Genomic DNA, 15,347 nt, shown 5'->3' on the forward strand with positions numbered 1-15,347 from the left:
TCAGGTGCCGACGAGCGGCAGGTTTCGGCCGAAGTGGCCGACGCCGTCGGTGCGGCGGGCGGCCTGGATGCGTTCTTCGGGGACCTCGCCGTACAGGGTGGTGCGCTGGCGGGCGGGGCGGCCCGCCTTGGCGGCGATGGCCTCCAGGGAGCTGATGGTCTTGAACGAGCCGTTCTCCGAGCCGGCCATGCGGCTGATCGTCTCCTCCATCAGCGTGCCGCCGAGGTCGTTGACGCCGCCGCGCAGCACCCGGGCGCACAGCTCGTCGCCCAGTTTCACCCAGGATGTCTGGATGTTGGGGACGGCGCCGTGCAGCAGGATGCGGGCGAGGGCGTGCACCGCGATGTTCTCGCGGGCGGTCGGGCCGGGACGGGCGAGCCCGGCCAGGTAGATGGGCGAGTTGTGGTGCACGAACGGCAGCAGCACGAACTCGGTGAAGCCGCCCGTCCGCTCCTGGATGGAGCGGATCAGCTTGATGTGGGCCACCCAGTGCGCGGGCGTGTCGACGTGGCCGTACATCATCGTGGACGTGGTCGGCAGGCCGATCTCGTGGGCGGTGGTGACGACCTCGATCCACTGGTCGGTGGGCAGCTTGCCCTTGGTGAGCACCCAGCGGACGTCGTCGTCCAGGATCTCGGCGGCGGTGCCGGGCAGCGAGTCGACCCCGGCGGCCTTGGCCTCCTGGAGCCACTCGCGGATCGACATGTCGCAGCGGGACGCCCCGTTGACGACCTCCATCGGGCTGTAGGCGTGCAGGTGGATGCCGGGGGCGCGGCGCTTGACCTCGCGGGCGAGGTCGAAGTACGCGGTGCCGGGCATGTCGGGGTGGATGCCGCCCTGCATGCAGATCTCGGTGGCGCCCGCCTCCCACGCCTGGTCGACGCGGTCGCCGACCTGCGCCAGCGACAGCGAGTAGGCGTCGGCGTCGGTGCGGCGCTGGGCGAACGCGCAGAACCGGCAGCCGGTGTAGCAGACGTTGGTGAAGTTGATGTTGCGGGTGACGATGTAGGTGACGTCGTCGCCGACCGCCTCGCGGCGCAGGTCGTCGGCGATCTTCTGCAGGGCGTCCAGTTCGGGGCCGTCGGCGTGCAGGAGGGCGAGGGCCTGGTCGTCGGTCAGCCCGGCGGGGTCGGACTCGGCGGCGGCGAGCGCGGCCTTGACGTCGGCGTCGAAGCGCTGCGGGGCGGTCATGCGTTCGCGCAGGGCGTCCCAGTCGCCGTAGACCGAGTCGAAGTCCTCGCGGCGGTCGCCGGTGCGGCCGACGGTGTCGATCTCCACGTGCAGGTCGGTGCGGCCGGCGGACTCCAGCCCGCCGTCGGGTTCCTGCCAGGGGCGGCCCTGGAGCACGGCGTCCTCGCGGGCCAGGCCGGTGGCGGGGTCGGCGAGTGCGGCGACGTGCGCGCTCAGCCGGGGGTCGAGCCACGGTTCGCCGCGCTTGAGGTACTCGGGGTAGATGGTGAGGCGCTCGCGCAGCTGGAAGCCCGCGGCGGCGGTCTTGGCGGCGAGCTCGTCGATCTGCGGCCAGGGGCGCTCGGGGTTGACGTGGTCGGGCGTGAGCGGTGACACGCCGCCCCAGTCGTCGATGCCGGCGCGCAGCATCAGGGCGTACTGGTCGTCGACGAGGTTGGGGGGCGCCTGGATGCGCGCCTTGGGGCCGAGGACGAGCCGGGTGACCGCGATGGCGGCGGCCAGCTCCTCCAGCTCGGCGTCGGGGGTGTCGCGCATCTTGGTGTCGGGCTTGGCGCGGAAGTTCTGGACGATCACCTCCTGGATCGCCCCGTACTCGCGCATCGTCCGGCGGATCGCGAAGATCGCGTCGACGCGCTCGGCGGGCGTCTCGCCGATGCCGATGAGGATCCCGGTGGTGAACGGCACGTTGGTGCGGCCGGCGTCCTCCAGCACGCGCAGCCGCACCGCGGGGTCCTTGTCCGGGGAGCCGAAGTGCGGGCCGCCCTTCTCGCTGAACAGCCGGGTCGCGGTGGTCTCCAGCATCATGCCCATGGACGGCGCGACCGGCTTGAGCCGCTGGAAGTCGCGCCAGGACAGCACGCCGGGGTTGAGGTGGGGCAGCAGCCCGGTCTCCTCCAGCACGCGGATGGCCATCGCCCGCACGTAGGACAGGGTGTCGTCGTAGCCGTGCGCGTCGAGCCACTCGCGGGCCTGCCGCCAGCGGTCCTCGGGCTTGTCGCCGAGGGTGAACAGCGCCTCCTTGCAGCCGAGCGCGGCGCCCTGGCGGGCGATCTCCAGCACCTCGTCGGGGCTGAGGTACGGGGCGTCGAGCCGGTGCGGCACGGTGGCGAACGTGCAGTAGCCGCAGCGGTCCCGGCACAGGCGGGTCAGCGGGATGAAGACCTTGCGGCTGTAGGTGATGATCCCGGGCCGTCCGGCGGCGGCCAGGCCGGCGTCGCGGATCCGGGAGGCGTGGTCGAGCAGGTCGTCGAGCCGCGCGCCGCGGGCGTGCAGCAGGGTGGTGGCCTCGTCGAGGTCGAGCGTCTTGCCGTCGCGTGCCCGGGCGAGGGCCCGGCGGAGCGCGGAGTCCGTTACAGCACCAGCGTCCATGCTGGCACTCTATGCCAATCGTCATAATCCACGACCATGGGACGGGGCGTGAAATACGCGATGAAAGAGGCAGCTCCCGGCGATCCACTCTTATTCCCCGCCCGCCCGGATCCAACACAGTGAAGCGACTCTTACATGAACGCTGCAGAAATACTCACTGGACCTGAATGTTGGACGCGGTCAAACTGAGGATGGCCCGGAATGGCGGCGGACGGCCCGCCTCCCGGGTCGGCGCGCGCGAACCAGCCCCCGGCCAGGGCACACGCATCCCCGCGAAGCGATCGAAGGGTCTTGTGATGCTCTACGTGCTCATCGCCATCGCCGGCCTCGCCGTGGCCGGTCCGCTGTTCGGCGCCGACAGCCGGGACGGGCTCGACTGGGCCCCCGGCGACTTCTGGCTGCCGCGGCGCCGCACCGCCCGCGCCGTCAGAACCGCCGGTAGTCCCGCACGGGCAGACGGGGACCGCGCCGCGGCCGACCGGTGCCGCCGAACGGCGCCAGCAGCCGGGTGACGCGATGGCGGTGCCCCGCGTACGGCTCCAGCAGTTCGAGCATGCCGGCGTCGTCGACCTCGCGGCCCGCCAGGGCCCGGCCCACCAGCCCGGGCAGGTGGTAGTCGCCGACCGAGACGGCGTCGGCGTCGCCCACGGCGCGCTGGCGCACCTCGGCGGCCGTCCACGGCCCGATGCCCGGCAGGGAGCACAGCCGCCGCTCGGCGGGGTCCTCCTCCAGCCGGGCGGCGACGCGGGCGGCCCCGATGATCGTCCGGGCGCGGACCGGCTCGGCGCCGGAGCGGTGCCACTCCCACGACGGGATCCGGGCCCAGACCTCCGGCGGCGGCGGGACGCGCATGGGCCCGCCCGGCAGGTCCTCGGTGCCGGGCGCGGGCTCCCCGAACCGCCGCAGCAGGTAGCCCCAGGCCCGCCACGCCTCGGCGGCCGGGACCTTCTGCTCCAGCACCGCCGGGACGAGCGCCTCGAACACCCGGCCCGTCCGGCCGACGCGCAGTCCCGGCCGCAGCCGGACCGCCTCCCGCACCACCGGGTGCCGGGCCCGGAACTCCTCGGCGGGGTCGCCCGCCCCGAGCAGGTCGGGCACGCCGTCCAGCAGCCACGCCGCGCCCGGCCCCCAGGCCGCGGCGTCGACGACGCCGCGCCGCAGCCGCAGGCGCAGCGTGCCCGGCCCGTCCGGGGTCAGTGAGGCGCGCCAGAGGGCGCCGTCCGGCTCGACGCGGAACGCCGGATCGTGCGGGCCGCGCCGGAGCGGATCCAGCGTCGCCCGCAGGTCGAGCGGCCACGGCGGCCGCCACCGCCGCACCCCGGTCGGCGACACGGCCGGCGTCCCGGCCTGGGCCCGCGCGACCATCGGCTCAGGCGTCGGTGGAGAAGCGGACCGCGGTGGGCGGCAGCTCGATGCCCGGCCAGACCCGCAGGCCGCCGCGCAGCTCGTTGCCCGGCCCGACGACGGCCCCGTCGCCGAGGACGACCCCGTCGAGCACCGCGCCCGGCCCGACCCGCGCGCCCCGGCTGAGCACCGAGTCGCGCACCGTGGCGCCCTCGGCGACGAACGCCTCGTCCAGCAGGACGCTGCCGGACACCGTGGCGCCCGCCTCCACCACCGCGCCGCGGCCCACGGCGGTGCCGCCGCGCACCACCGCGCCCGGCGACACGACCGCCCGGTCGAGGACGAGCCGCTCGCCCGGCGGGCCCGGCATGGCGGACGAGGCCATGCGCCCCAGCACCAGGTCGCACGAGCCCCGCACGAACGCCTGGGGCGTGCCGACGTCCAGCCAGTAGCCGGGCTCGACGTAGCCCATGACCACGGCCCCGGACGCGATCAGGCCGGGGAACGTCTCGCGCTCCACCGACACCACGGTGTCGGCGGGGATGGCGTCGATCGCCGAGCGACGGAACACATAGCAGCCCGCATTGACCCGGTTCGTCACCGGATGCGGGGTCTTCTCCAGGAACGCCGTGACCCGGCCGTCGCCGTCGGTGGGCACGCACCCGAACCGGGACGGGTCGTCGACCTCGGTCAGGTGCAGCGTGACGACGGCGTCGGTCTTCTCGTGCAGCTGGACCTGCGCGCGCATGTCGTGGCCGGACAGGATGTCGCCGTTGAGGATCAGCACCGGGTCGTCGGGCCCGCAGGTCAGCGCCCGCGCCGCGTTGCGGATCGCCCCGCCGGTGCCCAGCGGCTCGTCCTCGCTGACGTAGACCAGCTCGACGCCGTGGGCGCGGTGCCCGAACGCGGCCTCGAACATCTCCGCGCGGTAGGAGGTGGCGAACACGATCCGCTCGATGCCCGCCGCGTGCGCGCGGGCCAGCTGGTGGGCGAGGAACGGCACCCCTGCCGTGGGAAGCAGCGGCTTCGGCGTGGAGATGGTCAGCGGACGCAGCCGGGTGCCCTGCCCCCCGACCAGCAGAATGGCTTCCAACAGGCTCCTCCCCAGACAGGCCGGTCACGCGTCCCGGCTCCCACGGCGTCAGGCCCGAGCGAGCCTAGTGGCAGGGCGCGCGAAGGGCGAGATCGCCTCTCACGCGGGCGAGGCGCCCCGGGCTCCGGCGTACTGCTCGACGGCGCGCCGGTAGCACTCCAGGTGCGCCTCGGCGGAGGCGGCCCAGGTGAAGCGGCGGGCGCGGGTGAACGCGGCCTCGGCCAGGGAGGCGCGGCCCGCCGGGTCGTCGATCAGCGCGGCCAGCGCCTCGGCGATGCCGTCGGCGTCGGGCTCGGTGTAGGCGACGGCGTCGCCGCCGACCTCGGGCAGCGGGCCGCGCCGCGTCGTCAGCACCGGCGCGCCGCAGGCCATCGCCTCCAGCACCGGCAGGCCGAAGCCCTCGCCGCGGCTGGGCACGGCCACCGCCAGCGCGCCGCCGAAGAACCCCGGCAGCGCCGACCACGGCAGATACCCGGGGCGGACGAGCCTGAGGTGGTGCGGCACGGCGGCCAGGGCCGCGTCGATCTCGTCGTCCCAGCCGCCGCTGCCCGCCAGCACCAGCGCGGGCGGCTCCCGGCGGTCGGCGCACGCCCGGACCCAGCCGCGGATCAGGTTCGGCACGTTCTTGCGCGGCTCCAGCGCGCCCAGGTAGGCGATGTACGGGCGGCCGTGCAGGCCGAGCCGGTCGGAGACCTGCTTGACCTCCTGCTCGGAGGGGCGGTGGAACAGCTCGTGGTCGACGCCGTGGTAGGCCACGTCGATGTGGGACGGGTCGGCGTCCAGCACCCGCACCAGCTCGTCGCGGGTGGCGCGGGACGGCACGAGCACCCGGGTGGCGCGCCTGGCCGCCGTGCGGGTGGCCGACTTGATATAGGTGGCGCGGATCGGGTCGTCCGCGCCCGGCTCGGCGAACACCGTCACGTCGTGGATGGTCACCACCGTCGGCAGGCCCGCCGACATGGGGAGGGTGTAGGCCGGGACGTGCAGCACGTCGGCGCCCACCTGCCGCGCCACGTACGGCAGGCCGGTCTGCTCCCAGGCCAGGCGGGACGCCCGGTGCGCCAGCGCCGCGGGCCCGGGCACGACGCGGGCGCCGGGCACCAGCTCGGCGTAGCGGCGTTCGTCGGCGCGCTGGCAGGCCACCGCCAGATCGGCACCGCGTGCGTGCAGCGCCCCGAGCAGGCCGTCGACGTACCGGCTGAGCGCTCCGCGGTCGGCGGGCACTGCGGTGGCGTCGAGCAGAATCCGATGCGTCACGGGTCCACCCCTATTCCGGTTCGGTGGAAGTGACGGGGATCACTCCTCCCCCGAAAGCCTACGCCCACGGCGGCGCGGAGACGGTTCCCACGCCGTCGGCGGACGTCCGTCGCGGGCCCGGCGCACCGCACCGGCCCCGGCCGCCTCGCTCGGTCCGGCGGCGTCCGGCCGGTCCACCGCGCCCTCGTAGATCAACCTAGCGGGCCGCGGGGCGGATCAGCGCTTGCGCGCGTGGATCAGCACGATGCTGCCGCGCTCGTTGGGGGCGCGCCGGTCGGACAGGGCGACCAGCGGGACCAGCGGCGCGGCGGCGTTGAAGCCCACCCGGCCGCCGTAGGCCGACAGCGACAGGTACAGCCGCTCGGCGGCGGCGGTGCGGAACTGGTAGGAGTGCCGCAGCAGGTCCAGGCCGCGCTCGTCCATCAGGCGGCGCAGCGTCTCATGGGTGTAGGTGTGCTGGACGTGGTACTTGGCCTTGTGCGCGTCCCGCAGCTTGGGCCAGGAGTCGGCGCGGCTGAGCACGTCGGCGGACATGAAGATCTCACCGCCGGGTTTGAGCACCCGTGCCATCTCGTCCAGGGACGTGCCGCCGTCGTCGAAGTGCTCGATGGCGCACACGGACAGGATCGCGTCGAAGGTCGCGTCGCCGAACGGCAGCCGCAGCGCGTCGCACTCCACCAGCGCGGGCGCGTCGGCGAGGGTCCGCCCGTACAGCATCTTCTTGCGGGACAGGTCGATCGACACGGCCTGCGCGCCGCGCCTGCGGGCCCGCCCCGCCCAGTAGCCGTCACCGCCCGCCACGTCCAGGACGCGCTTGCCGCGCAGGTCGCGGCCCATCCAGTCGAGCAGCGTCCCCGCCTCGCGGTACCGGCACACGTGCACCTGGTGCCCCATGAAGGCGACCACATCGGAGAGTTTCATCGTCAGCCCACAATAGGGCGCCTCGGCACGGCCCGTGGGGCGGCCAGGACAAACCCCCAGGGGTCGTCGGGGGACGCGCCCGCGCGGACCGTCGGGTCCGCCCGCCCGGTTCGCCTAATCTGGGCGGGTGAATGTGAAGGCCGCCGTGACGCGGGCGGTGCGGGCCCTGCTCGTGCTGCTCGCCCTGGGCTTCTGCGCGTACAGCCTCGTCGCCCGGTGGGACGAGACCGTACAGGCGTTCCAGCAGATGTCGTGGGCGGCGCTGGCGGGCGCGTTCGCGGCCGGGCTGGCCGGGCTGTTCGCCTGGATGGTGGCCTGGCGGGCGCTGCTGGGCGGGCTGGGGTCGCCGCTGCCGCTGCGGGCGGCCTTCCGCATCAACGCCGTGTCGCAGCTCGGCAAGTACGTGCCGGGCAAGGTGTGGGCGATCGTCACCCAGGTGGAGATGGGGCGGGCCTACCAGGTGCCGCGGCTGCGCAACTTCAGCTCCGTGCTGCTGGCGGTCGCCACGACGTGCGCGTGCGGTCTGGCCGTCGCGTCGGTGACGCTGCCGCTGACCTCGCAGGCGGCGCGCGAGCGGTACTGGTGGCTGTTCCTGCTGGCGCCCGTGCTGCTGGGCGCCCTGCACCCGCGCATCGTCACCTGGTGCCTCGACACGGCCCTGCGCCTGGTGCGCAGGCCGCCGCTGGAGCACCCGGTCGGCCTGGGCGTGACGCTGCGCGCCATCGCCTGGACGATGCTGGCCTGGGCGCTGTTCGGCGTGCACACCTGGCTGCTGTGCGCGGCCGTGGGCGGCGAGGGGGCGGGCCTGCCGTTCGCGGCGACGGGCGCGTACGCGCTGGCGTTCGTGGCCGGGTTCCTGGTCTTCATCGCGCCGGGCGGCATCGGCGCCCGCGAGGCCGCGCTGGTGCTGGCGCTGTCGTCGTGGTTGCCGGCCGGGGCGCCGATCGCGGTGGCGATCGCGTCCCGGGTGCTGCTGACCGTCGCCGACCTGGTCAACGCGGGCATCGCGGTGCTGGCCCGGCCGGCGGCGGACCGCCCCGCGGAACCGGCCGCGGCCGCCGGGGAGCGGCCGCGCGTCCCTCCGCGTGACGCAGGTAACGGGAATGAATCGCGCCCGGAGAGGCTTGTGCCGGGCAGGCAACCGAGTAAGGAGTGATCGTGACCGCGCCCATCACCGTCACCGACGACACCTTCGAGGAGAAGGTCCTGAAGAGCGATCTGCCCGTGCTGGTGGACTTCTGGGCCGACTGGTGCGGTCCCTGCAAGATGATCGCTCCGGTGCTGGAGGAGCTCGCCGCGGAGTACGCCGGCCGGCTGACCATCGCCAAGATCAACGCCGACGCCAACCCGGAGACCGGGCAAAAGTACGGCGTGATGAGCCTGCCGACGCTCAACCTCTACAAGAACGGCGAGGTCGTCGACCAGATCACCGGCGCCAAGCCCAAGCGCGTGCTGACGAAGCTCATCGACCAGCACCTGTGACGGCTCATCACCACGTGCCCGTGAGGGCCTCCAGGTAGGCGGCCCACACGGGTTCGTGGTCGACCGGGCGGACGCCGGAGCGCAGCCGCTCCGGCTCCCCCGGCGCGTAGAAGCGTTTGAGGGCGTCGGCCAGGGAGCCCGGGTCGCCGGGTTCGCAGATGAGCCCGTCGACGCCGTCGCGCACCTGGTCGGCGAAGCCGCCCACGCGCGTGGCGATGACGGGGACGCCGTGCTCGTAGGCCATCCACACGTTCTGCGACGCGGTGGCCGACCGGTAGGGCAGGACGAGCGCGTCGCACGCGGCGAACAGGGCTGGCACGTCGGCGGCGGGCACGTACCCGGGGCGCAGCTCCACCCGCCCGGTCAGCCCCAGCCTGCCGACGAGCTCGCGGGTCTCCTCCAGCCCGCCCCAGAACTCCCCGGCCACGGTCAGCGACACGTCGTCCGGGCCGTCGGCGAGGGCCCGCAGCAGCACGTCCAGGCCCTTGTAGGGGCGGACGATCCCGAAGAACAGCAACCGGCGGCGCACGGCCCCGTCCCGCGCGACCTCGACCGCGGGCGTGGGCAGGTGCGCGGGCATCTCGGCCACGCGCACGGGACGCGCGGCCAGCTCACGCGCCAGCGCCCCCTGCTGCTCGGTGTGGACGAGCACGCCGTCCACCCGCTTCAGCAGCGCCCTCATCAGCGGACGGTCGTAGGGCTTGCGCTCGTGCGGCAGCACGTTGTGGCACAGCGCCACCGCACGCGCCCGCCCTCGCAGCCCCTTGAGGATGCCCAGGTACGACGGCACCTGCACCGGGCTCAGCACGGCCAGCACCACCAGGTCGGCGGTGCGCAGCGACCGGCCCGTACGCCACCACCCGTCGGGGCGCCGCCAGTCGAGGCGGCGGCGCGTGCCGGGGAACGGCTCGCCCTCGGGCTCGGAGATCGTCTGCTGCCCCGGGTACAGGAACGCGGGGTACTGCGCGCGCCACGACTCGATGACGACCGAGTGCCCGGCCGCGGCCAGCCGGTGCGCCAGCTCGGTGGTGTGGTGGGCGCCGCCCCCCTTGTAGGGGAACGCGGGCCCCACGACGGCGATCCTCATTCGACGGTCCTCACGCGCTCACGCGCCGTTTCCCATGCGCCTGTCCGTGCGCCGCTGCCTGTGCGCCGTTCCCCATGCGCCGTGCTCAGGTGTCGCCGCGCGAACGCACGATCAGGTCGGCCAGCAGCGCCAGCGAGGCGATGAGCAGCCCGCTGATGAAGATCATCACGGTGTTGTTGGCGAAGTACCCGAAGTGCACGACCATGTCGAACACGCCCTTGACGACGCCGATGCCCAGCAGCCACAGCGCCGGCGGCATCAGCACCTTCAGCGGGTTGAAGTACATCACCATCCGCAGCACCTGCAGGATGTAGCGGTAGGCGTCCTTGAAGAAGCGGAACTTGGACTTGCCGGCCCGCTTGGCGTAGTCGATCGGCACGTACCGCACCGGGTGCTGGTTCGACAGGAACGCGATCGTGATCGTGGTGACGCAGGAGAACCCGGGCGGCAGCAGCCGCAGGTAGGGCAGCGACACCTCGCGGCGGAACGCCCGCAGCCCCGAGTTCAGGTCGGGGATCTTGGTGTTGGTGAGCCGCTCGGCGACCTTGCGGATGAACCACTTGGCGGGCACGCGCAGCAGCTTGTGCGTGCCCTCCTCGGTCTTGCGGGCCCCGACCACCTGGTCGACGCTGGGATCGCTGTCGAGGATCTCGACCAGCTCGGGGATGCGCTCGTTCGGGTAGGACATGTCGGCGTCGGTCCACACCACGATGTCGCCGCGCGCCTGCTGGGTGCCGATGCGCCGCACCGTGCCCGCGCCGCTGTTGTGCTGGAACGCCATGACGCGCATGTTCGGGAAGCGGGGCTCGGCCTCCCGCAGGCGCTCCAGGGTCGCGTCGGTGGAGCAGTCGTCGACGGCCAGCAGCTCGTAGGACTGGCCGCTGTTGTCCATCGCCTTGCAGATGCGCTCGACCTCGTCGATGACGTGGTCCTGCTCGTTGTAGCACGGCAGGACGATCGTCACGTGGACGCGCTCTGAGGGGGCCGTGGGCTCGGGCTCGGTGCTCACGCACGGCGAGGATACTCCCCTGGGCGGTGCGCGGCGGCCACCACGCGCGTGCGCAGCCCCCAGTCACGGCCGGTCCGGCACGGCCATCCACACGTTGACGGTCAGGCCCCAGGTGCCCGTCGGCCACCGGGTCAGGGTGCGCTGGTCCTGGCGGGTGCGCAGCTCCAGCACGCGGACCGCCCGCCCGTAGGGCGCCACGTTCGCGGCCTCGCCGCCGAGCAGCACGGGCCGCCGCCCCGCGTCGTAGATCTTGCGCACGATGCGGGCGACGTCGCCGGGGCCGGCGTCGGGCACCGTCCGCGCGGCGGGCAGCCCGCACATGCCGCGGACGACCTGCGAGAACCGGTCGGCGGTGGCGCGTTCGACGATCACCACCGACGCGTTCGGGCCGATCCGCCCGCACATCCCGCGCACGGCCGCCACCTCGCCCTGCTCGGTGCGCACCGCCATGACCCCGGCCGAGGCGACCGCGATGGGGGCGAGGACGAGCACCGCGGCCCCCGCGGCGTACGCCCGGACGGCGCGCGGCCCGCGCCCGGCGCGGCGGACGCGGCGCAGCCCCCAGTCGGCCGCCCACAGCGCGAGCAGCAGCATCCCCGGGATGACGACGGCGACGAGCCGCCGCGACGCCCACGGATGGTCGGGGGTGATGGCGGGGCGCAGCAGCGTCGTCACGGTCGTCCACGCCAGGACCGCGAACGGCAGCACCCATTCGGTCGAACGCCCCCGCAGCAGGCGGCGGACCAGCAGCGCCGCGCCGAAGGCGGCCAGCAGCGCCGCGGGCACGCCGATGTACCACGCGACCCAGTGGTAGGACAGCTCGGAGTACTGGCGGGTGCCGTCCACCGGCAGGTGGTTGATGCGCTGCACCTGCTCGATGAAGTGGACGTTCAGCTCGTCGTCGGCGTTGCGCGGCTCGCGGCGGACGGTCTGGAACAGCGGGCGGGCGGCGAACGCGGCCAGGACCGGGACGGTCAGCGCGGCCGCAACGTCCGGCAGCCGCCCGCGCGCCACCGCCGCGCCGGCCCGCCGCAGCCGCCGGCCGGTGACGTCCCAGCGCAGCGCGGCGGCCGTGAGCAGGGTCGCGCCCGCCAGCGCCGCCGCCATCGCCAGCAGCGGGTTCAGCGACGCGTGCAGGTATCGCAGGTAGGGGCGGGACAGGACGAACCCTTCGACGAGCCCCGCGCCGACCCCGACGGCAAGGCCCAGCCCCAGCGGCCACCCGGTGCGGCGCGCGCAGCCCACGAGCAGCCCGGCGAACACGACCACGGGCAGCACGTCCCGCAGCGCGTCGATGCGCACCAGCACGATGAGACCGAGCGCCAGCCCGCCCAGGAACGCCTGCGCCCGCACCTGGCAGCGGCGCGCGTCGTGCAGCAGCGCCAGGCCGCCCAGCAGCAGCACCAGGGCGGGGAGCTCGCTGTAGGTGGAGCGCGACACCCACAGCATGGGCAGGCTCAACGCCAGCGCCGCCGCGCCCAGCGGCGCCCAGTTCGGCCCCACCAGACGCGCCGTCAGCCCCCCGAACGCCACCACCGCGCACGCGCCGAGCAGGGGGGCCATCAGCAGCATCCCGTGCGTCCCGGCGATCCAGCCGCCCAGCGACAGGATCAGCGGCAGGCCCGCCATGAACTGGGGGACGATGTCGTCGCCCCTCTGGTAGAAGGCGGGGCTTTCGTAGCTCAGCGCGGGGTCTCCGCCGCCGAACGCCCACCGCATCTGCGGGATCGGCAGGGAGCCGTGCTCCTTCAGCCAGGTCGCGAACTGCACGTACGACGCGGGGTCGCGCCGCACGATGATCTGCTCGGCGTTCATGACGACCTGGAAGACCAGGAAGGCGACGCCGACCGCGAGCACGCCCCCGGCCGCCCACCAGGACACCGGCCGCGCCTCGTCCGCCTCCCCGCCGGACGCGTCGCGGGGCGCGCGCAGCCCGAACCACAGCACCGCCGCCGCGGCCACGGCGAACAGCGCGATGGCCGGTACCGGACGGAAGACCCCCGCCAGCAGCAACGGCAGGGACACCGCCAGCCACGCCACGAGCAGCAGCGCCGGGACCACGCTGACCCGCGCCAGGACGCGGGCGGCGCTCATCGGGTTCTCCTCGGTGGGTTCATCGAGCGGAGCGTAGCGGGGCGGCCGCACCGGGGCGGAACGCGCGGGACGGGCACGCCGTGATCACCGGTTGGCGGGGCGTCCGGCGCCGCTGGTTCTACGCTCGGGTCACATGACCGAGATCGGACCCGTGGAACTGCTGCGGCGGCGCGTGGACGACGACCCGTCGCGCCCCCTGGTGACCTTCTACGACGACGGCACCGGCGAGCGCGTCGAACTGTCGGCCCGCACGTTCGACAACTGGGTCGCCAAGACGGCGAACCTGCTGGTGGACGGGCTGGGCGCGCAGCCGGGCGACCGCGCGGTGCTGATGCTGCCGGCGCACTGGCAGACCGCCGTGTGGCTGATGGCGTGCTGGTCGGCGGGCGTGGTGGCCGAGCCGGTCCCGATGCCGGGGAGCGAACCGCCGGGAGCCGGGCCGGAGGCCGAACCGGCCGCGCGGTCCGGGCCGTACATCCTGGCGGCCGCCGGGGAGGTGCTCGACACGGTGATCGACCGCACGGACGCCGAGGAGATCGTCGGGCTGTCCCTGCACGCGCTCGGCGGCCCGCTGCCCGACTGCCCGCCCGGGGTGCTCGACTACGCGGTCGAGGTGCGCGCGTACGGCGACCGGTTCGCACCGGCCCCGTCGGTCACTCCCGACCGACCCGCGCTCACCCTACCCGGGAGGCATGTGACAAAAACCACACTCAGTGGGGCAGGTGTGGCATACGAGGCACAGGCGGCCGCGGAGAAATGGGGGCTCGACGCGGGCGACAGGATCCTGGTTGACATGCCCTTCACCACACTGGACGGGGTTCTGTGCGGGCTGGTGGCCCCACTAGCCTCTGGTGCCTCGGTCATAATCCAACGAAACGTCGACGAAGCAGCCATAGATCGCCGAGTGATCCTGGAGCATGTGACGGCGGTGGCCGGCCTCTCCGGATGGAATGACGCAACCGGGTCCGTACGCCGCCTCCTTTGACCTAACCTCTCCCTAGTTTCCGACCCCTGAGGGGCGGCAGACCCCCACCACGGAGCCGATGAACAGCAACCCGATGTACATGGAGTACGTCGACGACGCCGAGCTGCAGCCCGAGCCGGCTCGTCGACGCGGCTGGCGCGTCCTGGGCTGGGTGTCCATCGGAATGTCGGTGGCGATGGTCGTCGGGAGCCTGACCGCGTACGGCTTCTACCGCAAGGCGTTCGGCAACATCGCGCACGAGGACACCGATGCGCTGGTCGGCCCGAACCGGCCGAAGAAGCTCAACAACGCGATGAACATCCTGCTGCTGGGGTCGGACACCCGCGAGGGCGCCAACGCCAAGTACGGCCGCAGCATGCAGAACGACCCGCCGCGGTCGGACACCATGATCCTGCTCCACCTGTCGCCGGGCGGCGGCCAGGCCATCGGGGTGAGCTTCCCCCGCGACCTGATGGTGCCCATCCCGTCCTGCAAGACCAAGGACGGCCGGGTCACCCAGGCCCAGTCGATCGGGCAGATCAACTCCTCGTTCACCCTCGGCGGCGCGTCCTGCACGGTGAAGACCATCGAGAGCTTCACCAAGATCCACATCGACCACTTCGTGCAGATCGACTTCAACGGGTTCAAGGCCATCACCGAGGCCGTCGGCGGCGTGGAGGTGTGCCTGCCCAAGGCCGTCAACGACACCAAGGCCAACCTGCACCTGCCCGCGGGCCGGCAGACCATCAAGGGCGAGGACGCGCTGGCGTACGTGCGCGCCCGCTACAGCCTGGGCAACGGCTCCGACACCGACCGCATCAAGCGCCAGCAGAAGTTCATGGGCTCGCTGGCCAACAAGGCGCTGAGCGCGGGCGTGCTCACCAACCCGGGCCGGCTGTGGTCGCTGATCAGCGCGGCCACCAAGTCGCTGACCACCGACAACGACCTGAGCCCGCAGGTGATGATGCAGATCGCGCAGGGCATGCAGGGCATGACCTCCGGCAAGCTGCGCTTCGTCACGGTGCCGAACGGCGCGTACGCGCCCGACCCCAACCGGCTGGCCCTCTCCCAGCCCGCCGCCAACCAGCTGTTCACCGCGCTGCGCAACGACAAGACCGTGCCGACCCAGCAGAACCAGCAGAGCAAGCAGAGCTCGTCGGCGCCCAAGATCCCGCCGAGCCAGGTCCGGGTGCGCGTCTTCAACGCCAGCGGCATCGACGGGCAGGCCCGCCGGGTCGCCGACGACCTGGAGGAGCAGGGCTTCCAGGTCAGCGTGGGCGGCAACGAGACCACCTCGCGCACCACCAAGGTGCTGTACGGCTCCGGCGCCGACCAGCAGGCCCAGACCGTGGCGGGCCTGGTCGCGACCAGCCCCAAGCCCGCCCCGCGCACCAGCGGCGGCGTGCCCGGCGTGGTCGATCTGGTGGTCGGCTCCGACTGGCAGGCGCTCAAGACCTCGCAGAGCGTCCAGACCGGCATCCCGCGCCAGCAGGGCGAGGTCCGCGCGACCGACGACATCTGCAAGGAATGACCCCCG

12 protein-coding genes are annotated in these 15,347 nt (G+C 73.5%); 4 read left to right on the forward strand and 8 right to left on the reverse strand.

The window, feature by feature from the left end:
- The 5 genes from ABD879_RS02415 to ABD879_RS02435 all read right to left on the reverse strand — a co-directional run bounded on the left by ABD879_RS02415 (nt 1) and on the right by ABD879_RS02435 (nt 7,174).
- A complete protein-coding gene (locus ABD879_RS02415) occupies nt 1-2,559 on the reverse strand; it encodes a bifunctional FO biosynthesis protein CofGH (protein ID WP_345016940.1) in 2,559 nt (852 codons plus the stop codon).
- 426 nt (nt 2,560-2,985) lie between these two features.
- The gene (locus ABD879_RS02420) at nt 2,986-3,924 is read right to left on the reverse strand and encodes a DNA-3-methyladenine glycosylase family protein (RefSeq protein WP_345016942.1); all 939 of its coding nucleotides are present in this window, start codon (nt 3,922-3,924) and stop codon (nt 2,986-2,988) included.
- A 4-nt stretch (nt 3,925-3,928) separates the two neighbouring features.
- Nucleotides 3,929-4,996: a mannose-1-phosphate guanylyltransferase gene (gene manB, locus ABD879_RS02425; protein ID WP_345016944.1), complete on the reverse strand. Its 1,068-nt coding sequence runs from the start codon at nt 4,994-4,996 to the stop codon at nt 3,929-3,931.
- 99 nt (nt 4,997-5,095) lie between these two features.
- A complete protein-coding gene (locus tag ABD879_RS02430; protein WP_345016946.1) occupies nt 5,096-6,253 on the reverse strand; it encodes a glycosyltransferase family 4 protein in 1,158 nt (385 codons plus the stop codon).
- A gap of 216 nt (nt 6,254-6,469) precedes the next feature.
- Nucleotides 6,470-7,174 (reverse strand): class I SAM-dependent methyltransferase, encoded by a 705-nt coding sequence (locus ABD879_RS02435; RefSeq protein WP_345016948.1) that lies wholly within the window; start codon nt 7,172-7,174, stop codon nt 6,470-6,472.
- Between the two features lie 127 nt (nt 7,175-7,301).
- Between ABD879_RS02435 and ABD879_RS02440 the strand changes: the two genes are divergently transcribed.
- Both ABD879_RS02440 and trxA read left to right on the forward strand, forming a co-directional pair.
- Nucleotides 7,302-8,330 (forward strand): lysylphosphatidylglycerol synthase transmembrane domain-containing protein, encoded by a 1,029-nt coding sequence (locus tag ABD879_RS02440; protein WP_345016950.1) that lies wholly within the window; start codon nt 7,302-7,304, stop codon nt 8,328-8,330.
- Between the two features lie 2 nt (nt 8,331-8,332).
- A complete protein-coding gene (trxA, locus tag ABD879_RS02445; protein WP_345016952.1) occupies nt 8,333-8,656 on the forward strand; it encodes a thioredoxin in 324 nt (107 codons plus the stop codon).
- Between the two features lie 7 nt (nt 8,657-8,663).
- Here the strand turns inward: trxA and ABD879_RS02450 are convergent, their stop codons facing one another.
- The 3 genes from ABD879_RS02450 to ABD879_RS02460 all read right to left on the reverse strand — a co-directional run bounded on the left by ABD879_RS02450 (nt 8,664) and on the right by ABD879_RS02460 (nt 12,846).
- Nucleotides 8,664-9,743: a glycosyltransferase family 4 protein gene (locus ABD879_RS02450; RefSeq protein ID WP_345016954.1), complete on the reverse strand. Its 1,080-nt coding sequence runs from the start codon at nt 9,741-9,743 to the stop codon at nt 8,664-8,666.
- 85 nt (nt 9,744-9,828) lie between these two features.
- Nucleotides 9,829-10,752, reverse strand: a complete 924-nt coding sequence (locus ABD879_RS02455) for a glycosyltransferase family 2 protein (protein ID WP_345016956.1) — start codon at nt 10,750-10,752, stop codon at nt 9,829-9,831.
- A gap of 63 nt (nt 10,753-10,815) precedes the next feature.
- Entirely contained in the window at nt 10,816-12,846 is a 2,031-nt protein-coding gene (locus ABD879_RS02460) for a hypothetical protein (RefSeq protein WP_345016958.1), read from the reverse strand.
- 133 nt (nt 12,847-12,979) lie between these two features.
- Between ABD879_RS02460 and ABD879_RS02465 the strand changes: the two genes are divergently transcribed.
- Nucleotides 12,980-13,831 carry a TIGR03089 family protein gene (locus ABD879_RS02465; protein WP_345016960.1) on the forward strand — a complete coding sequence of 284 codons (852 nt, stop codon included), beginning with the start codon at nt 12,980-12,982 and terminating at the stop codon, nt 13,829-13,831.
- 58 nt (nt 13,832-13,889) lie between these two features.
- Complete coding sequence (locus tag ABD879_RS02470) at nt 13,890-15,341, forward strand: LCP family protein (protein ID WP_345016962.1); 1,452 nt, start codon at nt 13,890-13,892, stop codon at nt 15,339-15,341.
- Nucleotides 15,342-15,347: the final 6 nt, after the last annotated feature.

Source organism: Actinomadura keratinilytica, assembly GCF_039539665.1.
In the GTDB taxonomy this organism is placed as follows: domain Bacteria; phylum Actinomycetota; class Actinomycetes; order Streptosporangiales; family Streptosporangiaceae; genus Spirillospora; species Spirillospora keratinilytica.

Excerpts from the sequence above, each read along its gene's own strand:
- ABD879_RS02470 (WP_345016962.1), top strand. The coding sequence starts at position 13,890 with ATGAACAGCAACCCGATGTACATGGAGTACGTCGACGACGCCGAGCTG.
- ABD879_RS02465 (WP_345016960.1), top strand. The coding sequence starts at position 12,980 with ATGACCGAGATCGGACCCGTGGAACTGCTGCGGCGGCGCGTGGACGAC.
- ABD879_RS02415 (WP_345016940.1), bottom strand. The coding sequence starts at position 2,559 with ATGGACGCTGGTGCTGTAACGGACTCCGCGCTCCGCCGGGCCCTCGCC.
- ABD879_RS02420 (WP_345016942.1), bottom strand. The coding sequence starts at position 3,924 with ATGGTCGCGCGGGCCCAGGCCGGGACGCCGGCCGTGTCGCCGACCGGG.
- ABD879_RS02435 (WP_345016948.1), bottom strand. The coding sequence starts at position 7,174 with ATGAAACTCTCCGATGTGGTCGCCTTCATGGGGCACCAGGTGCACGTG.
- ABD879_RS02450 (WP_345016954.1), bottom strand. The coding sequence starts at position 9,743 with ATGAGGATCGCCGTCGTGGGGCCCGCGTTCCCCTACAAGGGGGGCGGC.
- ABD879_RS02460 (WP_345016958.1), bottom strand. The coding sequence starts at position 12,846 with ATGAGCGCCGCCCGCGTCCTGGCGCGGGTCAGCGTGGTCCCGGCGCTG.